14 protein-coding genes, 2 tRNA genes and 2 rRNA genes are annotated in these 24,370 nt (G+C 52.5%); 4 read left to right on the forward strand and 14 right to left on the reverse strand.

The annotated features are described in order from the left end of the window. Positions 1–112 precede the first annotated feature (112 nt). Entirely contained in the window at positions 113–2,281 is a 2,169-nt protein-coding gene (locus H1D31_RS03435; RefSeq protein WP_261256084.1) for a M3 family metallopeptidase, read from the forward strand. Positions 2,282–2,372: 91 nt separating this feature from the next. On the opposite strand, the gene pmbA is transcribed toward H1D31_RS03435, so the two are convergent. After that, positions 2,373–3,713, reverse strand: a complete 1,341-nt coding sequence (pmbA, locus tag H1D31_RS03440; protein WP_261256086.1) for a metalloprotease PmbA — start codon at positions 3,711–3,713, stop codon at positions 2,373–2,375. A gap of 118 nt (positions 3,714–3,831) precedes the next feature. On the opposite strand from pmbA, the gene yjgA reads away from it, so the two are divergent. Then, positions 3,832–4,368 carry a ribosome biogenesis factor YjgA gene (gene yjgA / locus H1D31_RS03445; protein WP_261256088.1) on the forward strand — a complete coding sequence of 179 codons (537 nt, stop codon included), beginning with the start codon at positions 3,832–3,834 and terminating at the stop codon, positions 4,366–4,368. Positions 4,369–4,585: 217 nt separating this feature from the next. Beyond that, positions 4,586–6,757, forward strand: a complete 2,172-nt coding sequence (locus H1D31_RS03450) for a hypothetical protein (protein WP_261256090.1) — start codon at positions 4,586–4,588, stop codon at positions 6,755–6,757. A 105-nt stretch (positions 6,758–6,862) separates the two neighbouring features. Here H1D31_RS03450 and H1D31_RS03455 read toward each other — a convergent pair whose 3' ends face one another. From H1D31_RS03455 to H1D31_RS03495, 9 genes are all read right to left on the reverse strand, one after another. After that, entirely contained in the window at positions 6,863–7,864 is a 1,002-nt protein-coding gene (locus H1D31_RS03455; protein ID WP_261256435.1) for a branched-chain amino acid aminotransferase, read from the reverse strand. 69 nt (positions 7,865–7,933) lie between these two features. Then, the gene (gene tldD / locus H1D31_RS03460; protein ID WP_261256093.1) at positions 7,934–9,373 is read right to left on the reverse strand and encodes a metalloprotease TldD; all 1,440 of its coding nucleotides are present in this window, start codon (positions 9,371–9,373) and stop codon (positions 7,934–7,936) included. Next, positions 9,370–10,236: a carbon-nitrogen hydrolase family protein gene (locus H1D31_RS03465; protein WP_261256095.1), complete on the reverse strand. Its 867-nt coding sequence runs from the start codon at positions 10,234–10,236 to the stop codon at positions 9,370–9,372. The genes tldD and H1D31_RS03465 overlap by 4 nt, the downstream gene beginning before the upstream one ends. Next, positions 10,211–14,059: a YhdP family protein gene (locus H1D31_RS03470; RefSeq protein WP_261256097.1), complete on the reverse strand. Its 3,849-nt coding sequence runs from the start codon at positions 14,057–14,059 to the stop codon at positions 10,211–10,213. Before H1D31_RS03470 ends, H1D31_RS03465 begins: the two co-directional genes overlap by 26 nt. Next, the gene (gene rng, locus H1D31_RS03475) at positions 14,059–15,525 is read right to left on the reverse strand and encodes a ribonuclease G (RefSeq protein WP_008950809.1); all 1,467 of its coding nucleotides are present in this window, start codon (positions 15,523–15,525) and stop codon (positions 14,059–14,061) included. Before rng ends, H1D31_RS03470 begins: the two co-directional genes overlap by 1 nt. Continuing rightward, positions 15,522–16,094 (reverse strand): Maf family protein, encoded by a 573-nt coding sequence (locus H1D31_RS03480; protein ID WP_261256101.1) that lies wholly within the window; start codon positions 16,092–16,094, stop codon positions 15,522–15,524. Before H1D31_RS03480 ends, rng begins: the two co-directional genes overlap by 4 nt. Then, positions 16,094–16,576 carry a rod shape-determining protein MreD gene (gene mreD, locus H1D31_RS03485; protein ID WP_261256103.1) on the reverse strand — a complete coding sequence of 161 codons (483 nt, stop codon included), beginning with the start codon at positions 16,574–16,576 and terminating at the stop codon, positions 16,094–16,096. Before mreD ends, H1D31_RS03480 begins: the two co-directional genes overlap by 1 nt. Beyond that, positions 16,576–17,433, reverse strand: a complete 858-nt coding sequence (mreC, locus tag H1D31_RS03490) for a rod shape-determining protein MreC (protein WP_261256105.1) — start codon at positions 17,431–17,433, stop codon at positions 16,576–16,578. The genes mreD and mreC overlap by 1 nt, the downstream gene beginning before the upstream one ends. A gap of 27 nt (positions 17,434–17,460) precedes the next feature. Next, positions 17,461–18,504 (reverse strand): rod shape-determining protein, encoded by a 1,044-nt coding sequence (locus tag H1D31_RS03495; protein WP_008985238.1) that lies wholly within the window; start codon positions 18,502–18,504, stop codon positions 17,461–17,463. 308 nt (positions 18,505–18,812) lie between these two features. On the opposite strand from H1D31_RS03495, the gene H1D31_RS03500 reads away from it, so the two are divergent. Further along, positions 18,813–19,736: a 1-aminocyclopropane-1-carboxylate deaminase/D-cysteine desulfhydrase gene (locus tag H1D31_RS03500; RefSeq protein WP_261256109.1), complete on the forward strand. Its 924-nt coding sequence runs from the start codon at positions 18,813–18,815 to the stop codon at positions 19,734–19,736. An 893-nt stretch (positions 19,737–20,629) separates the two neighbouring features. On the opposite strand, the gene rrf is transcribed toward H1D31_RS03500, so the two are convergent. From rrf to H1D31_RS03520, 4 genes are all read right to left on the reverse strand, one after another. Next, positions 20,630–20,744: ribosomal RNA gene (gene rrf / locus H1D31_RS03505) — 5S ribosomal RNA — on the reverse strand. 84 nt (positions 20,745–20,828) lie between these two features. Then, a 23S ribosomal RNA gene (locus H1D31_RS03510) occupies positions 20,829–23,714 on the reverse strand. A gap of 228 nt (positions 23,715–23,942) precedes the next feature. Then, positions 23,943–24,018: transfer RNA gene (locus H1D31_RS03515), tRNA-Ala, on the reverse strand. Positions 24,019–24,109: 91 nt separating this feature from the next. Further along, a tRNA-Ile gene (locus H1D31_RS03520) sits at positions 24,110–24,186 on the reverse strand. Positions 24,187–24,370 lie beyond the last annotated feature (184 nt).

The following is a 24,370-nucleotide window of genomic DNA, read 5'->3' on the forward strand; positions in this document are numbered from 1 at the left end:
GGTTGCAAACTGCCGTGCCAGCCCCGATTTTTACGGCATACTGCAGCATTGTAACCCGCCGCCCTGCGGTACCGAAAACAATAACTAGCCGAACTATCCACGGAGATAAGAAATGCGTAAAACCCTGCTTGCTACTGCCATTGGTGCAGTGCTGTCGCTCAGCGCCTGCTCTGACAATACAGCCCCCACTCAACAAGCTAATCAGGCTGCCGCGCCAGCCGTTGCCGAGGTAACAGTGTCTAACCCTTTCTTCAAAAAAAGCACCTTACCTTTTGAAGCACCAAACTTCGCTGAAATTAAAGATGAGCACTTCCTGCCAGCCTTTGAAGAAGGTATGAAGCAGCATATGGCTGAAGTTGAAGCCATTGCCAATAACCCGGAGCCCGCCACCTTCGAGAATACCTTTGTGGCGATGGAAAAAAGCGGTGAGCTGTTAACCCGCGTATCACGGGTGTTCTATAACCTGACCGGTACCGACAGCAACGAAGAGCGCCGCAAAATTCAAAGCGAGCTGGCGCCGCGTATGGCTGCTCACTCAGATAATATCAGCCTGAACCCGGCGTTATTCGCCCGAATCGAAAGCGTGTATAACGCCCGGAACGATCTGGGCCTGGATGCTGAATCCAAACGTCTGGTTGAAGTGTACTACGAGCGTTTTGTCCGTTCTGGTGCCAAGCTGAGCGAAGAGCAAAAAACCGCTATTCGCGCCCTGAACGAAGAACACTCTACCCTGACCAACAAGTTTGGCCAGAACTTGCTGGCGGAAACCCGCAATATCGCCGTGATCGTCGATACGGTTGAAGAGCTGGATGGTTTATCACAGGCACAAATTACTGCTGCGGCCAATGCAGCCAAAGAGCGCGGCCATGACGGTAAGTTTTTACTGAACATCACCAATACCACGCGCCAGCCAATTTTAACCTCGCTGAATAACCGCGAACTGCGCCAGCGCGTATGGGAAGCTTCAGCAAACCGCGCCCAGTCAGGTGAAAATGACAACACGGCTATCGTTGCCCGCTTAGCTCAGTTACGCGCCGAGCGCGCCAAGCTGTTAGGTTATGACAACTGGGCGGCCTACACCCTGGAAACCAATATGGCACAAACCCCGCAAGCGGTTTATGACATGTTAGGTTCTATGGTTCCGGCTGTAGTAGCCAATACCCAGCAAGAACAAGCCGCCATTCAGGCGATGATCCGCGAAAAAGGCGGTGATTTTGAAGTACAGCCGTGGGACTGGGAATACTACGCCGAGTTTGTACGTCAGGCGAAGTACGATCTGGACGAAAACGAAGTGAAAAAATACTTCGAATTTAACCGCGTATTAAAAGACGGTGCTTTCTACTACCTGAACCGTTTCTATGGTGTGCGCTTTGAGCCGCGTCCGGATCTGCCGGTTTATCACCCGGATGTGGAAGTGTATGAGGTGTTTGACGCCGACGGTAAGAGCATTGCCCTGTTCTATGCTGACTACTTTGCCCGCGAAGGCAAGCGTGGCGGTGCCTGGATGAGTTCTTTCGTTGGTCAATCACATCTGACAGGTCAGAAGCCGGTTGTGGTAAACGTGATGAATATCCCGAAAGCGCCAGAGGGTGAACCCACACTGATCAGCTATGACCACACTACCACCATTTTCCACGAACTGGGCCACGGTGTGCATGGTATCTTCTCTAACGTGAAGTACCCAACGCTGGCAATGACCGCCGTATCACGCGATTTCGTTGAATTCCCGTCAACCTTCGAAGAAGATTGGGCGCAACATCCGGAAATTCTGGCTAACTATGCCAAGCACTACCAGACTGGCGAAGCCATTCCGGCCGATCTGCTGGATAAAGTTATGCGGTCACGCAGCTTTAACCAGGGTTTCGATACGCTGGAGTATATCTCTGCGGCCCTGTTGGATATGGACTGGCATACGCTGAGCGCCGATGCCCCGCTGCAGGATCCAAAAGTCTTTGAAGCGGCTTCGCTGAAAAAGCATGGTGTGGATCTGAACGCAGTACCGCCGCGCTATAAAACTAACTTTTTCTCACACTCTATGGGTGGCGGCTACTCAGCCGGTTACTATGCCTATATGTGGAGTGAGATCCTGGCCGCTGACGCCTTTGCCCATGTGCAGAAAAATGGCGGTCTGACCCGTGAGAACGGTGATCACTACCGCAAGAACATTCTGGCGGTGGGTAACTCACGGCCAACTATGGAGTCTTACAAAGCCTTCCGTGGTCAGGAACCTACTACCGATGCGCTGTTAATCCGTCGCGGCCTGAAAACCAAGATTGATTAATATCCCGCCTAAACCGCAGCATTGCGCTGCGGTTTAGCACAATAAAAAAAGCCTCAACTGAGGCTTTTTTTATTGGCTGTAAGCTTAGCCGTTAATCGCCGGCCAGCTGCATCTGACTGACCAGCACTGAACCGGTGTGCACGCCACCACGGCGATCCACGTCGTTACCTACCGCCACGATATTCATAAAAATATCCTTCAGGTTACCGGCAATGGTCACTTCGGCGACCGGGAACTGGATTTCACCATGTTCAACCCAGAAGCCACTGGCGCCCCGTGAATAATCGCCGGTGACGGTATTCACGCCCTGCCCCATCAGCTCGGTTACCAGCAGGCCTTTACCCATTTGCCGGCACAGGGCCAACAGATCCTCGTTGCCATGTTGCACCAGCCAGTTGTGAATACCACCGGCATGGCCGGTACTGGCCATGCCCAGTTTGCGCGCCGAATAACTGGTGGTCAGATAGGTGGTCAATATGCCCTGCTCAATCACCGCCAGATCGCGGGTTTTTACCCCCTCGCTGTCAAAGGGGCTGGAGGCCAGCGCCTGGTTTAAATGCGGTTTTTCCAGAATCGTCAGACCCGGCGCCATAATTTGCTGGCCCACTTTGTCCAGTAAAAAACTGGACTTGCGGTAGATACTGCCGCCACTGATCGCCGATACCAGGTGACCAAACAACGAGCTGGCTATATCGGCGCGGAACAATACCGGTACTTTCTGGGTTGGGACTTTCCGCGGTTGCAGCCTGGCGACAGTTTCCCGTGCCGCTTCACGGCCCACCTGACGCGGGTCCAGCAAATCGGCATAACGACGGGCTACGGTATAGCTGTAGTCGCGCTGCATATCGTCGCCGGCTTCGCCAATTACCACACAACTAAAGCTGTGGCGGGAGCTGGGATAGCCCACCAGCTGGCCATGACTGTTACCATAGACTTTCAGGCCCTGATGGGTTGAAAACGAGGCGCCTTCTGAGTTGGTGATCCGGCTATCTTCGGCAAAGGCCGCTTCTTCTGCCGCCGCACACAGCACTATGGCCTGTTCGGTGCTGATGCTATCCGGGTAATATAGATCCAGTTCCGGCGGGTTAAACTCCAGCCAGCTGGCTTCAGCCACGCCGGCATGCGGATCTTCAGAGGTATAGCGGGCAATATCAGCCGCCGCTTCTACTGTGCGTTTTAATGCCTGCGGGCTTAGATCCGCAGTAGAGGCCGAGCCTTTACGCTGCCCGAAATATAAACTGATGCCCAGGCCACCGTCCTGATTAAATTCAACGGTCTCCACCTCACCATGGCGGGTTTCGACACTCAGGCCCCGGGTGCGGCTCATTGAGGCTTCAGCGCTGCTGGCCCCCAGTTTTTTCGCATGCGCCAGCACCTGGCTAACGGCTTCTTTTACTTCGGCGATTTCTTGCTGAATAGCGGTTTGCTGCATCTTATTCGAACCTTCTCACGTTATCTGCCTAGCTTATCATAGTCCGCTGAGGGCTGCTGCCCATGTCTGCAGCTTTAGTGATATACTAGTTGTAGACAAGTGATATAGAAGCCACAGCATGACAGATACAGAATTTAAATACGGTGACAGCAAATGGCTGGAACAACCGGAGCATATCAGTAAAAGCCAGGTTAAGCGCGAGATGCACGCGCTGCAGGCCCTAGGCGCTGAGCTGGTGGCATTAAGCCCAGCGGCCCGCGCCAAGCTCCCGCTGGATGAGGAATTAAAAGACGCACTGGAGTTGGCCGATAAGCTGGCGAATAAACGCGAAGCCTTACGGCGGCATATGCAGTTTATTGGCCGTCTGATGCGTGAACGTGAAGATGAACTGGAGCCGATTGAACAGGCACTGGCGATTATCCGCAACACCAACCAGGCAGCAACGCGGCAGTTTCATAAGGTCGAAACCTGGCGCGATCGTCTGCTGGCCGAAGCCGATGCTGTAACCGACTTTATTGCCGAGTATCCGGACGTTGACGTACAGCAGCTGCGCCAGCTGATCCGCAATACCAAGAAAGAGCAGGAAAAGCAGCAGCCGCCCAAATCCTATCGCGAGTTGTTTCAACTGATTAAACCACTGATTATTCAGGACTAACCTGAATTACCCCAGCGGCAGCTGACTCCTATCCCGCGCCAGCTGCCAGCGGGACCTGTTTTCCGGCCACCTGGTGTTAGCCGCAACACCCTTTGATACATCACCGCACTTTGTCGTTCTGCTGACATAAAAACGGCGCTAATTTTGTATTCGCTTATAAATCGTCTACTTTTATAACAGACACTTAGAATAATGTTCTGTTATCAGGAAACCTTTTATGGCCACCAAAAGACCCAGCACGACGCCTACCGTAGAACCCCTCGAAGATGAAATTATTGCCGTGCGCCCCGCAGTCAGTAACAAACCTGCCCGTGTTGGTAATGAACGCTATATGTATTTTACTGAGCGGGATCTGAACCGCATTTTGAGTAACCTCGATGGTTTACGCCAAACGGTTTTTCCCGGCAGTACCGCAGAGCATGAGCTTAACGCGCAAAAGCAACCGCACTTTCCATCAGTGTGCTTAATTGGTCTGGGCCGTTGTGGCTCTAATATCGCGTTGGATGTCGCTTCCCTGGTTTACAACGCGCGCAATTTCTATCTGCACGAATTTAACAGCCAGGAAAAACAAACCCGCGAGCAGGAGATCCGGCCGATGCGCTGGATCAAGCGCAGCCTGCATTTTAAAAACTCCAATATTTTGAAACCGGTATTTTTGATTGAGCCTTTGGTGATGCTGGGAGATCTGGATAAAGATATTGAAGGGCGGATCCGCTTTTCCAACCGCGCCGAAACCAGTGGTTTTTTACGCGATTATACCAAGATGAAAATTATGGATCTGTCTGAGGTGCATGCCGGTGGCGCCGGTAATGCGCCGATCCTCGGTCAGTATCTGGCTAAGATTATCCTGAACAAAGATACCCAGCGTTTTTCCAATGCCGACTGGAAATTTATTCACTCTTACCTGATCGACTCCTGCGGCATTAAGGCCAACCAATCGCGGCTGTATTTTTATATTTTCAGCGCCGGCGGTGGTACCGGTTCGGGTATGGCATCAGAATTTGGTCTGGCCCAGCAATATGCCTATATGAGTAAAACCTTCGACACCCGCTCCCTGCCGGAAAATGAAGAGAACCGCGGCCACTCCTTTGTATTTGAACCGATCTTTACCAGTGGCATCTGTATTCTGCCGAATATCTCCGATCATGGTGTCGAAATGTCCGAAGCCCTGCATATCAATGCCGGGCGCTTGCTGTGTAAATATCTGGCGGAAGAATGGGACTTTTCCTACAACTTTGATCAGGACGAAAAGAGCGACGCCAGTGCCATGCACCGCATCCGGCCATGGAATGCTATGATGCTGATTTCAAATGACATTATGCGCTATGCTGAAGAAACAGATGACGGCGACATCCAGCATATTGATGTCAGTACTATGGAGAAGTACGCCAACCAATATATCTCGCAGCAGATCTTTAATATTCTGACGGCGCAGGCGGTCACCACTGATTATGATGAAAACTATTTCCGCCGCGCCGGTATTGATATTGGCGAAACCATCCGGCTGGATGCCAATGACCTCTTTATGAGTCTGGCCGGGCCGGTGGCAGTGGCCTATGCGGAGTCGGTGATGCCGGGTGATCTCAGCGCCACCGAGAAACTGAAGCTGTTTGAGAAGCAAGCCACCCCGGGCCTGGATATTGATGACTTATTCTTCCGCTCTATTGATCTGCCGCATTTTAATAAGATCACCCAGGCCATTGAGGGGATCAGCCTGCTACCGATCGAATCGACCCGCTACCGTGAAATCCTGGCCAAATATAAGGCTAACGGCTACAACGCCAGCGATATAAAAGATCTGCACTTTTTTAATAACTGCTCCTCGGTAGTGTCCATTGTGTCCTTACCCAAGGACTACAAACTGTCCTATATGGATTTAAACAAACTAAAGTCTCATCTGAACAGTTTATTCCCGAATACCACGCTAAAACGCTATGCGCTGGTTATTGGTGCCTCAGCCAATATCTCGCTAACCACGCTAATAGTGAAGAGCCCCTGCTTAAGTGATGATTTTTTAACTCTGATTGCCGCCTATATCAAACGCTGCTTCGCGGTAGATAACTATCGCTTCGATGAAAAGCTTGATGAAGCCATGCTCGACTTTATCCGCAGTGAGCAGTTTGATGAAGGTCTGCTTGATAGCATGCTGCACGAGTTTGAAAACCCGGCCAAGATCCTGGATACCAACTGGTATGCAATTAAACCGATGTATGAGAAAAAGTACCGTGAGCTGATTAATAACAAAGATAAGTTTGTTTCAATTAACGATATCCGCTTATCACGCGACAGCGTAAAGAAAGCCATTAAATACCTGCGGGAGATCTACCGGCATAAGATCAGTAAAACCCGGGTTATTTCACTGTATCAGCAAAGCAGCCAAGCCGACTAGAACGCATCTGCTGTCATAAAACCGAAAGGCCGCTTAGCGGCCTTTCTTACTTGCTATCACTCAACCTGCCGTGCCGGACTTTGGCGCTGGCAAGGCTGAAGAAACTTAGCAAACTTTGGTTAACCAGCCGTGCGTATCGGCAGCCTTGCCCCACTGAATATCGTTCAGCGCCTGACGTAAACTGGCGGTGGTGGTACCGGCCACGCCACCACCTACAGCATAGTCATGGCCGTTATGAATTAAAGTGCCGACCGGTGTTAATACTGCCGCCGTGCCGGATAAGGCCGCTTCGGCGCCCGGCTTCACGGCACGCTCTAACAGCTCATCGACCGTCAGTTCGCGCTCAGAGACCTTCATACCCCGATCACGCGCCAGCGTCAGGATCGAATCGCGGGTGACGCCGTGCAGGAAACTGGCATCCAGCGCCTTGGTAATAATTTCGTTGCCATCGATCAGCAGGAAGTTGGCTGCACCGGTTTCCTGCACATCGCCATTCGGGCAGAACAGCACCTGATCGGCCTGTACTGCGGCACGCGCCTTCATAATCGGCTGCAGCGCACTGGCGTAGTTACCACCACTTTTCACCATCCCCATATGGGGCGCACAACGGGCATTGTCTTCCAGCAATAAGCGCAGTGGCTTAGCACCACCGGCAAAGTAGTCGCCAACCGGCGATAACAGTACATACAGCAGCGAACTCAGGCTGGGCGCCGCGGCCTTACCAATAGAGGCTTCGGTACCGATATGGGTTGGCCGGATATACATAGAGCCAGGTGGATTAGGTACGTCAGCAGCATAACGCTTAACAATATCCAGAATCATCTGCCGCAGCATAGCAGCATCAACCTGTGGCAGCGCCAGCAGTTCACTGCTTTGCTGCAAGCGGGCGACGTTTTTGTCCATCCGGAAAATATGGATGCTGCCATCGCTATGACGAAAGGCTTTCAAGCCTTCAAAACAGGTACTGGCATAATGCAGCACATGGGCACCGGGGTGCAGGCTGATACTGTTTACCGGCACCAGTGCCGGCTCACTCCACTGATTATTACTATATTCCGCTAACATCATTTCAGCGGTAAACACGGTTCCGAATGCTGCCATTTTGATTTCCTGCTGTAGAGTAACAGGCCGGTTGCGCACCAGCCTTTGATCTTATTGTAAGTTAACTTAGCGACGTTACTGGGTACCACCCACCGTCATGGCATCCAGCTTCAGGGTGGGCTGACCCACGCCAACCGGCACGCTCTGACCTTGCTTGCCACAGACGCCAACACCGCTGTCGAGTTTCATATCATTGCCGACCATCGACACCTGCTGCATTGCCTCAGGGCCATTGCCAATTAAGGTAGCCCCCTTGATCGGCGCAGTGATCTTGCCGTCTTCAATCAGATAGGCTTCAGAAGCCGAGAACACAAACTTACCGGAGGTAATATCGACCTGGCCGCCACCAAAGTTCGGCGCATAGATGCCTTTTTTAACACTGGCGATAATCTCTTCCGGCGCATAGTCACCGGCCAGCATATAGGTATTGGTCATCCGCGGCATCGGCAGATGCGCAAAGGACTCACGGCGGCCATTACCGGTAGGGGCTACCCCCATCAGCATCGCATTATGCTTATCCTGAATGTAACCTTTGAGTACCCCTTTTTCGATCAGCACATTGTAGGCGCTGGGGGTGCCCTCATCATCAATATTTAAGGAGCCGCGACGGCCACTCAGGGTGCCATCGTCGACGATAGTACAGTGTTTCGACGCCACCTGCTGACCAATCCGACCACTAAAGGTAGATGAGCCTTTGCGGTTAAAGTCGCCTTCCAACCCGTGCCCGACAGCTTCATGCAGTAATACGCCTGGCCAACCGGCTCCCAGCACCACCGGCATGGTACCGGCCGGGGCATCAATAGCGGTCAGATTCACCTGCGCCATCCGCACGGCATCACGCGCATAGTGCTGCCAGCGTGGCTGACCATCAACATCGGCACTGAAGTACTGATAATCGGTGCGGGCGCCGCCACCGGCACTACCGCGCTCACGCCGGCCGTCCTGTACCAGTAACACTGAGCAATTTAAGCGTACCAAAGGCCGGATATCGGTAGCGAAGGTGCCATCACTGGCCGCTACCAGCACTTCTTCGTACACGCCGGTTAAGCTGACCATTACTTGCTCTGCCCGGCTGTCCAGGCTGCGGATATAGGCTTCAATCTGATGCAACAGCGCAACCTTTTCCGTATTGCTCAGGCTTTGTAATGGCTCACAGGGCAGATAGATCTTGCTGTTACCACTTTTACTAAAGGTTTTTACACTACCCTGCTGGCCCTGTGCCGCTATGCCACGGGCTGCGCCGGCGGCCTGCATCAAGGCATCGCGGTTAATGCTATCGGCGTAGGCAAAACCGGTTTTTTCACCGCTGATCGCCCGTACCCCAACGCCACGCTCAATATTAAAGGAGCCGTCTTTAACCAGGCCATCTTCCAGCACCCAGGATTCATGCACGCTGGACTGAAAATATAAATCGGCATAATCGAGCTGATGCGCAAACAAAAAGCCCAACGTCTGCTCCAGATCGCGGGCGCTTAGCTCAGAGGCTTGGATCAGGTTTTGTTCTACTGCATTCATGGTTTCAGCTCACTGTTAAAACGGTTATGAAGTTTTACCGGCATTTTCTGCGCCAGTTGCTGACAGTCGGTTAAATCGACCTCAACACTGATCACACCGACCTCGCTGCCGGCATCGGCCAACACCTCACCCCAGGGGTCGATAATCAGGCTATGGCCATAGGTTTCCCGGCCATTGGCATGCACACCGGTTTGACCGGGAGCAATAACAAAGCATTGGTTCTCAATGGCTCTGGCCCGCAGCAAGGTATGCCAGTGTGCGGCGCCGGTCGGCCGGGTAAAAGCCGAGGGTACAGCCAGCACATTCATCCCCAGCGCTGCCAGTTGCTGCGCCAGACCAGCAAAGCGTACATCATAGCATATCGTCATGCCGAGTTTCAGGCTGCCCTGCTGACTTAAGGTGACTTTATTCCCCGGCATGGTACTGGCGGATTCGCGATAACTACCGGTACTGTCGGCAACCGCCACATCAAACAGATGTAATTTCTGATAATCGGCCAGTAAGCGGCCATCCGGCCCGAATAACAGGCTACTGGCATAAAAGCGCTGCGGATCCGGACTAGAAGTGGGCATGCTACCAGCCAACAGATACAGTTGATGCGCCTTGGCCAGTGCCGCAGCTTGCTGTTGCAGGAGCCCTTCACCCAAAGGTGCCTGAAACTGCCGTTGCAGCTGTTCGCCCCCACCAAATACCGCAAAGCACTCAGGCAGTACCACCAGATGTTGTTGCGCTTTAGGCAAGGTCGCGAGTAACGCGGCAACCTGAGCAAAATTGCTGGCAGGATCGGGCTGGCTGTTTAACTGCAGCGCGGATAAGCGCCAGCGGCTGTCGTTAGGCTCAGAGTAAGGGCTGGCGGCTATCATCTTGACGATTCTCAGGTTGGGCTATCCGCACCGGCACCGGAACTTCCGTACTATGGCGGTTGACTTCGGTCACCACCGGCTTGTCAAAGCTACCGGTCACGGTAAAGTTAATACGGGAGATCACTTCAGCCGACTGAAACACTTCATCCAGTGCCAGCGCCGCCAGTCCGGTGGCCGGATTGACCATCCAGGCAATAATCACCGGCAAACTGGAGGTGACTTTCGGCGAGAACGACACCTGATAATCTATCTGCCGCTTAACCAGATCGGCGTAGCCCTGCAGCTGCATATTGCCCGGCACACCATCGATCAGAAAATCACTGGTTTGTGCCACCCCCTGGTCCAGACTCAGGTTGCCGGTCATCCGGTTATAGAAAAAGCCTTTGGCGAACACATCGCGAAAATCCAGCCGCAGTTTACGCAGTAGCGAGTTTAAGCTAAAAATTGAGAATAAGCGGGCGCCCTGATCACTGACCTCGGTTAGCGAACCTTCGCCGAGGGCAAATTTCACCTGCCCCTGTAAGCTTTTTAACCGGAACTGCTGTGGAGCCCCCTGCCAGCCAAGCTGAAACTCCAGCTCACTGCGGCTGCCGCTGATGGCAGTAGTCAGCTCATACTCGGTGAGTAAGGCGCCAAGATTCGGGCTGCTGAAATTACCGCTAAACTGACTGCGTCCCAGGTCTGCATCGGGTTGCCAGTCGCCCTGTAACACAAAGCGATTGCCTTTATAATCTGAGATCAGTTCGGTTAACTGCCAGTTCTGGCCAGTGCCAGCGGCCTGAAGCGCCACCTTACCAAAACGATAAGGTCCGACCGAGCAGTCATTACAACTCAGTCGCAGCGGGACCATCTCCGTCAACCAGGACTGGGCAGCCAGCTCGGCTTCGGGCTCGGCCATAGCCACCGCAGTTTCCTGTGTTGTCGCAGCTTTATCCGCTAAAGGTAAATGCAGGTAGTCGAGCTGTACCTGGATGCCGTCTGTCTGCCAGGCATGAGAAAATTGCCAGCGGCTGGCCAGTTCAGCCCCATTTAACTGCAACTGCCAACCTTTGCTGTCGTTGGTTAAGTCAAATACTGTATTAGTCAGCGCCAGTTGCTGTGGTAATTGCACTGTTTCAATCCGCCCCCGCACCCGCTGCAATGGCGGCAGTAGCGAGGACTCGCTGCGGCTGCTTAGCATAGGTTGCAACAATTCAAACCAGGGCACCAATTCTGCCTGTGCCAGTTTGACTTCAATACTAAAGTCCGGCTGACTTAAATTGGCTTTACTATCCCCTAAGACAAGCTGCGCCCGTTCGAAGCGACCGGTCTGATGGCTAAGTTGCGCCTGAAAATCCAATAACTGCGGGTAATTGAGCGCCAGATAACTTTGTTCAGCATTACCATTGGCCAGTAGATAGAGTTTTCCAGCCTGCCCCAATGGTTTTTGATAGGGTACCGGCAAGGCTAAGGCCATCAGACCAAGATCGGCCTCCAGTGAGGCCTGATAACTGAATCCCTGCTCAGGCAGTACCAAGGCCAGTTGCAACTGCCAATCGGCAGCCCCACGCAACAGTTCGCTTTGCTCTAATGCTAACAGGGTATTTAAGCTTGCCGCCGGCGCCTGACCTTGCCAGTTCATCGCCAGCTGATAGCCATCGACTGCCATAGCTCCGTTAAAACTGGCCTGCACCGGTAGCCCCAGATAATCAAATGTCAGCCCTTCTCCCCGCAACTGCTCATTTCGGAAATGTACCCGACCATTTAACGCATTTAACTGCATGGCAGGCGCTTGTATATTCGCCTGCACCGCCAATAATTCGGCGACGCCACTGGCCACCACGCTTGGCTCGGTCAGGCTAATTTCCAACAAGAGTTCACCGCGCACCGGGCCGGCTAACCCCAAATGCTGCAGAGTCTTACCAAGGCTGTCATGCAACGACGATTCCAGCATTAATTCGGTTAAAGCGCTGCTATCCAGTTCCGTATCAAGCCGGATATCGAGTTGTTCAGCATGCCGCAGATCCGAGATATGCGCCGTTACCGGATCAGTAAGCGGTAATAAGCCGAGATAACCTTGCTGGCCCTCGATTAGCATAGCGGCATTATCGAACCAGAGTTCAGCATGCAGTTCGGTTAGTGCCGGCCAGTCTTCCGCAAAACGGAAGGTACTGTCGTTAATACCGGCATAAACCTGGAAATGCCCATCAGCGGCACTAAAAGGATAGTCGGCAAAGGCGCCTTGCCAGAGCACTGTGGCCTGCTGCACCTGTCCGGATTCTATAGCACTGCTCAGATAATCACGGGTGCGGGCCGGCATATAGCGCTGCGGATAGTATTGCTGAGCCTTAGCCGCATCCAGACCCGTTAATTGTGCCAGTAATGCCAGCTCAGGTTGCTCGGCCAGCAGCAAGCTGGCCTGGGCAGCAAATTGGAAATCTGCCATCTGCAGCTGCAGCATAGGGATCTGTATGCGCCAGCCTGAGATGGTCTGCCGGGCCAGCAATTGCAGCTGTAATTGGTCGTAGTCCCAATTGTCATTAAACAAACCGTCCCAGCTCAATTGTTGTTGCTCACCGCTAATCCCGATCCAGATTTGTTCTGCGGTCGCTGCCAGCCGGACATCTAACGCCTGCACCCCGGGAATATCGGCCACAGCACGGCTACTCAGCTGTTCAATCTGGCCTGTCAGTTGCCATTGTTCGCGGTTAAAGCGGCTTTGCAGTTTACGCAAGTAGCCCGTTGGCTGATGTGCCAGGATGGCCTGTAATAGCTGATGGTCCTCTGCCAATAACTGGGCAAGAGGTTCCAGTGCCGCTAACGGAAAATCTTGCAGCGTAGCCAAATAGTCCGCACCATCACGGCTTAGCTGCAGTTGTAAGCCAGGCCAGCTATCATCCAGATCTGCCAGCGTCAGTGCCGTTGATAACAATTGCCAGCCGCCATCGACTGGTGTCCAGAGCAACTGACCGGGTCCCAGCCTGACACTATGTTGCTGACCGGCTCTCTGCCAATGCAGACTGTTATCTGCTAATTCCAGTTGCAGTCGGCTAAACTGGCCGGCACTGATATCAGCCCAGGCCCGAAAGTTAACGGCCGCTTTTTGCAGGCGGCTACTCTGCGGAATATATTGAGCAAACCAGGGCAGCACATCCAGATCAGCGCTTTCGAGGTAAAGCTGGCCCTGCGCCTGCTGCAGCTCTGCTCCCTGAAAGTCGAGGATAAAGTTGATGGTATTCGACGTGACCCCTACTATCGCGAGTTCACCGCGGCCCTGATGCCGATCACCAGCATTACGCCAGTCCAGATGCCGGATTTGCAAGATCTGCGCGGGATGTTCGCTACTTACCAGCACCAATTCGCTGTCAGATAATGAGAATGCCTTGAGCTGCCTGAAAAATAGCTGCTCCAACGCCGGCAATGTCAGGTCAGGCCCGGAGCCGGCATTAGGTAACGCAAACAGCTTATCCGCATCCAGCTCATAACGGGCACCGGTAAGCTCGAAACGTTCCGCCGATAACTTAAGACTGAGTAAGGTTTTCCAAAAATCCAGCTGAATCGAGGTTTGCTTAATACTGAGTGGCTTAGCCTCAGCGTGTTGGATCCTAAGCTCCTGCAACAGTAACGCCGGCCCGGTGCCACGCCAACCGGCCGACAGCTGGCCGATCGAAACCGTAGCACCCAGTTGCTGGCTGAGTACCTGCTCGAACTGTTGTTTGTAGCTGTCGGCATAGGGTAGCGTTAAACGCAACACCGATACCACTGTTGCCAGTAATACCAGGCAGAGCGCCAGTACCACCCACAGCTTATGCAAACAGTAAAAGCACAGCGGTTTAATTTGCACTACATCATTACCACGTCGAACTGCTCCTGGGTGTACATAGGTTCAGTTTGAATACTAATTTGTTTACCAATAAATACCTGTAACTCTGCCAGACTGTGAAACTCGTCAGTAGTCAGCGCATCTCTGACAATCGGCGACACATAGACCACAAATTTATCTGCTGAGTAGGCCCGGTTAACCCGTACAATTTCGCGTAGAATTTCAAAACAGACGGTTTCTACGGTTTTTAACGAACCACGGCCCTTACATACTGGACACTCAGAACAGAGGATATGTTCCAGACTTTCGCGGGTTCTTTTGCGAGTCATTTCCACCAGCCCCAGTGCAGAGAAACCATGAATATTGGTTTTCGCTCTGTCCCTGGCAAGTGCCAGCTCCAGGCTGTGAAATACCCGGCGCTTATGTTCCTCGTTCTGCATATCGATAAAATCGATAATAATAATACCGCCGAGGTTGCGCAGCCTTAGTTGCCGCGCGATGGCCTGAGTAGCCTCGGTATTGGTATTGAAGATAGTCTCGTCCAGATTACGGTGGCCGACAAAGGCTCCGGTATTAACGTCGATGGTGGTCATTGCCTCAGTCTGATCAATCATCAGATAGCCACCACTTTTCAGCGGCACCTTACGCTCCAGTGCGCGCTGAATTTCATTTTCGACATCAAACAAATCAAAAATCGGCCGCTCTCCGGGATAGTATTCCAGCAGCGGGATAATTTGCGGCATAAACTCTTCGCAAAAGGCCGTCAGTTGCTGAAAGGTAAGTTTTGAATCAACCCGTACCCGCTCCAGCTCAGTACCGACGAAATCACGCAGAATACGATAGCTCAGGCTAAGGTCTTCATAGACAACGCCTTCTTTGCGGGTGTTTTTCTTGCGCTTTAATACTTTGCTCCAGAGCTTTTTCAGGAATTTGGCATCCTGGATCAGTTCGTCCTCAGCGGCTCCTTCCGCAGCCGTACGCACGATAAAGCCGCCGCTGTCATCAACACACTTGCCAACGATCTCTTTCAGGCGCTGCCGCTCCGACTCAGACTCCAGTCGCTGTGATACGCCGACATGGGCACTGTCGGGCATAAATACCAGATGACGTGACGGCAAGGTAATGTCGGTGGTTAGGCGTGCGCCCTTGGTCCCCAGCGGATCCTTCACCACCTGTACCAGCAAGTACTGTCCTTCCCGCACCAGTACCCGGATATCCTTACTGACCGCCGGCTTGGCATCCAGTTCGCCCACTTCATTGTGCTGTACGATATCTGAGGCATGCAGGAAGGCCGCTTTATCCAGCCCGATATCGACAAAGGCAGCCTGCATTCCAGGTAATACCCGGCTGACTTTACCGACATAAATATTGCCTACTAAGCCACGCCGGGCTTGCCGCTCGATATGCAGCTCCTGCAGTACCCCGTTCTCAATTAACGCAACCCGTGTTTCAGTTGGGGTAACGTTAATTAATAACTCTGCACTCATGCTGACCTCCGCAATTGTTGTATCAGGCGCTCGGTTTCACAAAGTGGCAATCCGACTACGCCGGTGTAACTGCCATGGATTTTCTCGACAAAGCGCGCGGCCAGTCCCTGAATACCATAACCACCGGCTTTATCTGCCGGTTCACCGCTCTGCCAGTAAGCGTCCAGCTCAGTATCGCTTAGCGGTCTTAACCAGACTTCGGTAGTACTCAGTGCCTGTAATTGTTGCCCGGCACTGATAATGGCCACAGCGGTAAGTACCTGATGGCTACGGCCACTCAGTTGCCGCAGCATTTGCATAAAGTGGGCTTTAGATTCAGGCTTGCCCAGAATTTGCTTATCTAAGATCACGCTGGTATCAGCACCCAATACCGGTAACTGCCAGTTCAGTTTATTGGCACCCGCCTGGGCCTTTTGCAATGCCAGCCGGCTGACGTAGCTCGCCGGCTCCTCGCCGGCTAACACTGATTCATCAATATCAGCACTGACCAGAGTAAAGTTGACAGGCAGTTGCGCCAACAATTCGCGGCGTCTGGGTGAAGCAGAGGCAAGAGCAATATCGGGATACATTATTGGATCTTCAGTTGACGACGATAGCGGCGTAACAGCCAGAACAACCAGGGCCAGGCCAACATACCGGTTAGCACGGGCCACAGGTAGCCGGGTCGGAAATTTACCCCGGTCAGGAAGTGACTTAACCAGAATAACAGTAATTGATACAGCGCCAGAAACATTGCAACCAGCAAGGCTTGCTGTAGCATCGAAAAGTTACGGATTTTCAGGTAATTTGCCGCGACGATAAAGCTGACAACCGAAAACGCCAGCGCATTAACGCCGAGTACGGTGCCGACCAGAATGTCTGTTAAAAAACCGACCACAAAGGCGGTGCCAATACTGACTCTGCGCGGTAAGGCCAGGGTCCAATAAATGATCACTAATAAGGCCCAATCCGGGCGGAATAACGTCATCTGATAAGGCAGCGGAATAATGGTCAGCAACAGCGCAGCCAGTAAACTCAAATAGATAAATCCTAAACCTTGTGACTGCCGCATCAGGGTTGTTCCTCCGCTTGTCGCACTGCCTCAACCTGAGACCCCGGAGACAGAATCAATACGTGCTTAATCCGATCCAACTTGGCATAAGGGCGCGCCTGCACACTGATAAATGGCTGGCTGTCGTCACGACTAACACTGACCACCTCGGCCACCGGATAACCTTCCGGAAAGCGGCCATCCAGGCCTGAGGTTAGTAAACGATCACCTTCGCGGATATCGGTACTTAGCGGCAGATGAATCAACCGCAGCTGATCCCACTGCCCGATACCCTCGGCGACAGTGCGGATCCCGGTGCGTTCTGCGCGTAGCGAGATAGCATGAGTGTTATCTGAGATCAGGATGGCGCGGCTGCTGGTTGGGGTAACGCTGATAATCTGCCCGACGACGCCTTTATCATCAATCAGCGGATAGTGGACGGCAACACCGTCATTACTGCCTTTATTCAGTACCACCTGGTGCGAAAACGGATGACTGTAAACGGCCAGCACCTCAGCAATCAAACGCTGGCCTTCCACCACTGGCGCCGATCCGAGTAACGCCCGCAACTTATTATTTTCCAGCTGCAGAAAATTCAATAACTGCAGTTGGGCATCCAGTTGCAACAACCGGGCTTTTAATGCGGCATTTTCCTGCAGTAATTGTTGCTGTGACATCAGTTGCTCTGAGGCAGTGGTGATCACACTTTCCGGTAAACTGGCGGCGTAAAAAAGTGGGCTGACCGCTGAGGTCAGATAACTGCGAAGCTGGGTGGCACTATCCGTGTAACGGTCGACGAACATCAGCCCGATACTGCAGGCTACCGCTAAAACTAAACGCAGCCCGAGTGCCGGGCCGCGTGCAAAAAAATCATTCATGTAAGTCTCAGAAAGTGAGAAACCTCTTTACTCGTAGCTGAACACATCACCACCGTGCATGTCGATCATTTCCAGTGCCTTACCACCACCGCGGGCCACACAGGTTAAAGGATCATCAGCAACCACCACCGGAATGCCGGTTTCTTCCATTAACAAGCGGTCTAAATCACGTAGCAGTGCACCACCACCGGTTAATACCATACCACGCTCAGAAATATCTGATGCCAGCTCAGGCGGTGATTGCTCCAGCGCCACCATAACTGCACTGACGATACCCGCCAGCGGCTCTTGCAACGCTTCCAGGATCTCGTTGCTGGTCATCGTAAAGCTGCGTGGCACCCCTTCCGCCAGGTTACGGCCACGAACTTCAATCTCCAACACATCATCACTTGGGTAGGCAGAGCCAATTTCTGTTTTAATGCGCTCAGCAGTGGCTTCACCGATCAAGATGCCGTAGTTGCGACGGATATAGTTAACAATAGCATCATCAAACTTATCGCCACCAATCCGCACTGAGGAGGAATACACCACACCGTTTAACGAGATAATGGCAACTTCAGTGGTACCACCACCGATATCCACCACCATAGAGCCTGTTGCTTCCGATACTGGCAAGCCGGCACCGATAGCGGCGGCCATTGGCTCATCAATCAGATACACTTCGCGGGCACCTGCCCCCTGGGCTGATTCACGGATTGCACGGCGCTCTACCTGAGTAGAACCACAAGGTACACAGACCAGCACCCGTGGGCTTGGCCGTAAGAAACTGTTACTGTGCGCCTGACGGATAAAATGTTGTAACATTTTTTCGGTAACGTAGAAGTCAGCGATAACACCGTCTTTCATCGGCCGGATCGCTTTGATATTGCCAGGAGTACGACCCAGCATCCGCTTAGCGGCATGGCCAACGGCAGCGACACTTTTCGGCCCACCCGCTCTTTCCTGACGGATTGCGACAACAGAAGGTTCGTTTAATACGATCCCCTGGTCTTTAACGTAAATCAGTGTATTAGCTGTACCAAGGTCGATGGACAGATCGTTGGAAAAAATACCGCGCAATTTATTAAACATGGGGAAGGTGGATCCTTTTAACGACATCCGGCTACACCGGCCTGAGCGCTGGCAGCAGGAAAAATTTTATACGAAATTATGGCTATTCTAAGTAAGTCTCCGCCAAGAAAATAGCTTTTTGTCAGTTTTTTACCAAATATACGCAAACAACTGCAAGATGCGGGTTATACAGCTTGCCTCGATGTAAAAAACTGTCAGGTTGCAAACTGACAGCCCGCATCATACCGGCCGCCGCTATCTCATTTTTTTCCGCTCACCGCTGTTGTAGATCGTTATAATAACGTCGGCTTTCCTCTGAGCAATCTTGAATGGCGTCCTTACCGACAGCGACTTATCATTGGCAACGCCTGCCTATTCCAATGGGGCAGGATAACACACCTCAACTCTGGATCTGTACCTTGCAGGCACCAGTTGCAGAAGTTGCCGGGAATAAGTGGCTGAAGCTACACTCCGCCATCCAACAACGCAAACCCGGACAAGGCATGCTCAGCTTCGGTGGTGCCTTCTCCAACCATCTTGTCGCTTTGGCAGCTGCCGGCCAGCACTACCACTTTCCGACTATAGGACTGGTCAGAACCGAGCAACTCGACACGCATAATCCAACTTTAAGGCGCTGTCGGGAACTCGGCATGCAGCTGATTGCCCTCGACCGGATAAGCTATAGACAACAGCAACAACCAGAGTTCCTTGCCCGGCTAAAAATAACCTATCCGGAATATTTGATTCTGCCAGAAGGTGGCAGTGACCTTGCCGGGGCGGAAGGTGTGGCGCAGTTACCGCTATTACAAACACCCGCCGGCGACGCCGATCTGTTGTGCTGTGCTACCGCCAGTGGCGGCACCCTGGCAGGTTTAATCCAGCGCTACCCCGAAGTACGCTGCTTAGGTTTGCCAGTGGTCAAAGACGCATCTTTAGCAGATCGTATTAAGCAGTGTTTACCGCCGACATCGTCTTATCAGAATTGGCAACTGGCCGAGGCAAATTCGGCCTATGGCAAAGTAAGTGCTGAGCTGGTGGCATTCTGCTGTCAGCTAAAGCAACACTATCAGCTTACTACTGAACCTATCTATACCGGTAAGGCACTGCAGCTGTTATGCCAACTGCTGCAAACGGGCTCTTTAAGCGGTGTAAAGCGTATTGCTTTTTTCCATACCGGCGGCTTGCAGGGTTTGCACGGACTTTACTACCGGCGCTTACTCACTGAAGCACAGTACCGGCTGTTGTTAAGCTGAACGCAGTGATTGATATGGTTGCGATGGCTCGCTGTGATAAGTCTTTGGTGGCGTTTGGCTTAATCTTTTCTATCACTATCGCAGAATGACTCCGGTACGACGGGCGTAGCGGAGTCTGAGTGTGGTGTAAGTGTTTAGTTTGGCTCTTCGTGCAAGGGGTGCTTAGTCTCAAGTGCGGTATGTCATTGATGGCACGGATATCGCTCGCTGTGATAAGTCGTTGTTGGGGTTTGGGTTGGTCTTTTTTATCACCATCGCAGGATGACTCCGGTACGACGGGCGTACCGGAGTCTGAGTATCGTGTCATCGTTTAGCTTGGCGCTTCGTACAGAAGCTGTGTAATCGAAGTGCGATGTAGCATGGCGACAAAAACGCTGGGAGCGTTTTTGGACTGCCGCAGGCAGGTCCCACAGGGACGAGCCCCAGGGATGGGGCGAGCACAACAACGCCGGGAGCAGTTTTGGACTGCCGCAGGCAGGCCCGAAGGGCAGTGGCTGGCATGGGAGAGCAGTACCCCCGCGTAGCGGATAAAGCAAAAAGGCCCACCCGATTGGGTAGGCCTTTTGCTTGAATGAGGTGCCTTCATGCCCCTCGCAGAGCTCGGGGCGTTCAGCCGGCGCCAAGCCAAACTGTTGGCTTGTCGTCTCCCGGCTTCACTGTACTACTCTGCGCATGGTATCGCCCTTCATAAATACTCCGATATAGCATGGCGACAAAAACGCCGGGAGCGTTTTTGGACTGCCGCAGGCAGGTCGCGAAGCGATGCAGGCCAAGGAAGGCCTGCACAATGCCACCAGCGCAGCGCTGTGGCTGGCGTGGGAGTGTAGTACGCCCGCGTAGCGGATAAAGCAAAAAGCCCACTCGACTGAGTGGGCTCTTTGGCTTTATGAGGTGCCTGGCGGTGTACTACTCTCGCATGGCGAATGCCACACTACCATCGTCGCAGCTGCGTTTCACTTCTGAGTTCGGAATGGAGTCAGGTGGTTCCACAGCGCTATTGCCACCAGGCAATAACTGGTTTGTCTGTTCTTTAACTTAGCAAGCTGATTGTATGCACACTGTATTCTTTCTTTAAAACATCTTGGGCGTTGTATGGTTAAGCCTCTCGGGCAATTAGTATGAGTTAGCTCAACGCCTCGCAGCGCTTCCACACCTCACCTATCAACGTTGTGGTCTCCAACGACCCTTTAGTACCCTCTAGGGGTAAGGGATAACTCATCTTGTGGCCGGCTTCCCGCTTAGATGCTTTCAGCGGTTATCCGTTCCGAACATAGCTACCGGGCAGTGCCATTGGCATGACAACCCGAACACCAGCGGTTCGTTCACTCCGGTCCTCTCGTACTAGGAGCAACTCCACTCAATTATCCAACGCCCACGGCAGATAGGGACCGAACTGTCTCACGACGTTCTAAACCCAGCTCGCGTACCACTTTAAATGGCGAACAGCCATACCCTTGGGACCGACTTCAGCCCCAGGATGTGATGAGCCGACATCGAGGTGCCAAACACCGCCGTCGATATGAACTCTTGGGCGGTATCAGCCTGTTATCCCCGGAGTACCTTTTATCCGTTGAGCGATGGCCCTTCCATACAGAACCACCGGATCACTATGACCTACTTTCGTACCTGCTCGACGTGTCTGTCTCGCAGTTAAGCTGGCTTCTACCATTACACTAACCGTACGATGTCCGACCGTACTTAGCCAACCTTCGTGCTCCTCCGTTACGCTTTAGGAGGAGACCGCCCCAGTCAAACTACCCACCAGACACTGTCCGCAATCCCGATTCAGGGACCTACGTTAGAACATCAAACATACAAGGGTGGTATTTCAAGGACGGCTCCACCAGGACTAGCGTCCCAGCTTCAAAGCCTCCCACCTATCCTACACATGTAGGGTCAATGTTCAGTGCCAAGCTATAGTAAAGGTTCACGGGGTCTTTCCGTCTAGCCGCGGGTATACGGCATCTTCACCGCAATTTCAATTTCACTGAGTCTCGGCTGGAGACAGCCTGGCCATCATTACACCATTCGTGCAGGTCGGAACTTACCCGACAAGGAATTTCGCTACCTTAGGACCGTTATAGTTACGGCCGCCGTTTACCGGGGCTTCGATCAAGAGCTTCGCTTGCGCTAACCCCATCAATTAACCTTCCGGCACCGGGCAGGTGTCACACCCTATACGTCCACTTACGTGTTTGCAGAGTGCTGTGTTTTTAATAAACAGTTGCAGCCAGCTGGTCACTGCGACTCTCATATGCTTACAGCGCAAGGCCTTCACACACAAGAGCGTACCTTCTCCCGAAGTTACGGTACTATTTTGCCTAGTTCCTTCAGCCGAGTTCTCTCAAGCGCCTTGGTATGCTCTACCTGACCACCTGTGTCGGTTTAGGGTACGGTCACCAATACCTGAAGCTTAGAGGCTTTTCCTGGAAGCAGAGCGTCAGCAACTTCGTCACCGTAGTGACTCGTCTCGTGTCTCAGTCTTAGAGAAGCGGATTTACCTACCTCTCCAACCTACGCACTTTCACGCGGACTACCAACGCCGCGCTTGCCTAGCTTTCTCCGTCCCCCCATCGCAGTATTGGCCGGTACGGGAATATTAACCCGTTTCCCATCGACTACGCCTTTCAGCCTCGCCTTAGGGGCCGACTCACCCTACCCTGATTAGCATGGGATAGGAACCCTTGGTCTTTCGGCGGGGAAGTTTTTCACTCCCCTTATCGTTACTCATGTCAGCATTCGCACTTCTGATACCTCCAGCATGCCTCCCGGCACACCTTCGCAGGCTTACAGAACGCTCCTCTACCACTCACACATAGTGTGAATCCGCAGCTTCGGTGGATGATTTTAGCCCCGTTACATCTTCCGCGCAGGCCGACTCGACTAGTGAGCTATTACGCTTTCTTTAAAGGGTGGCTGCTTCTAAGCCAACCTCCTAGCTGTCTATGCCTTCCCACATCGTTTTCCACTTAATCATCACTTTGGGACCTTAGCTGGCGGTCTGGGTTGTTTCCCTTTTCACGACGGACGTTAGCACCCGCCGTGTGTCTCCCGAGTAGTACTCACCGGTATTCGGAGTTTGCATGGGGTTGGTAAGTCGGGATGACCCCCTAGCCCAAACAGTGCTCTACCCCCGGTGGTATTCGCTCGAGGCGCTACCTAAATAGCTTTCGAGGAGAACCAGATATCTCCGAGCTTGATTAGCCTTTCACTCCAAGCCACAAGTCATCCCCTACTTTTTCAACAGTAGTGGGTTCGGTCCTCCAATTAGTGTTACCCAATCTTCAACCTGCTCATGGCTAGATCGCCCGGTTTCGGGTCTACACCCTGCAACTAGTTCGCCCAGTTAAGACTCGGTTTCCCTACGGCTCCCCTATTCGGTTAACCTCGCTACAGAATGTAAGTCGCTGACCCATTATACAAAAGGTACGCAGTCACCCAACAAAGTGGGCTCCCACTGCTTGTACGTACACGGTTTCAGGTTCTATTTCACTCCTCTTACAGAGGTTCTTTTCGCCTTTCCCTCACGGTACTGGTTCACTATCGGTCAGTCAGGAGTATTTAGCCTTGGAGGATGGTCCCCCCATCTTCAAACAGGATACCACGTGTCCCGTCCTACTCGTTTTCACTATAAAGGTGTTGTCGTGTACGGGGCTATCACCCTGTATCGCTCAGCTTTCCAGATGATTCCACTAACACCAATCTAGCTTAAGGGCTAGTCCGCGTTCGCTCGCCGCTACTGACGGAATCTCGGTTGATTTCTTTTCCTCGGGGTACTTAGATGTTTCAGTTCTCCCGGTTTGCCTCCTTAACCTATGTATTCAGTTAAGGATAGTGAGTAAACTCACTGGGTTTCCCCATTCGGATATCTACGGTTCAGCGCCTCTTACCGGCTCCCCATAGCTTTTCGCAGGTTAGTACGTCCTTCATCGCCTCTGACTGCCAAGGCATCCACCGTGTACGCTTAGTCACTTAACCATACAACCCCAAAATGTCTTCAAAGTCGTACAGTGTGCTTTGCTATACACTCTCTCGCTTGAGTTCGAGAGCATGCTTAGCTTGTTTTATTACTATCAGCTTGCCAAATTGTTAAAGAGCAGTTTGAGATAAACTCAAATCAAAACATTCTTCTAAGAAAAACTTTCTCGTAAGAACAGTTTGATTTGAATTTTTGAGCAATCATTATCAGCGTAACGCCTTAAGTAGTGGTGGAGTTAAGCGGGATCGAACCGCTGACCTCCTGCGTGCAAGGCAGGCGCTCTCCCAGCTGAGCTATAACCCCAAATCAAAGTAATTCGTTGTCAGGCTAGGCGCAGTAAACCGAAGCATACTTTCGTATGTGAGGTTTGCTGCAACAACGCCTGGCGGCGAATTGGTTGGTCTGAGTAGACTCGAACTACCGACCTCACCCTTATCAGGGGTGCGCTCTAACCACCTGAGCTACAGACCAATGCTAACTTGTCTGTTTGCCTTATCGCTGCGTTGCATTCTTCACTCGCTCGGTCATGTACACCTCGTACACTCCCTCACTCGCTCAGCCTGCGCCTTGCGCTAAACCAAACATCCTTCGTTATCACCACTCACATGGCTTAACACTGTTTGCTCTATCTCATGCAATCAATCATCTGTGTGAA

Origin of the sequence: Alishewanella sp. BS5-314, from assembly GCF_025377695.1 — a bacterium.
GTDB lineage: Bacteria > Pseudomonadota > Gammaproteobacteria > Enterobacterales > Alteromonadaceae > Alishewanella > Alishewanella aestuarii.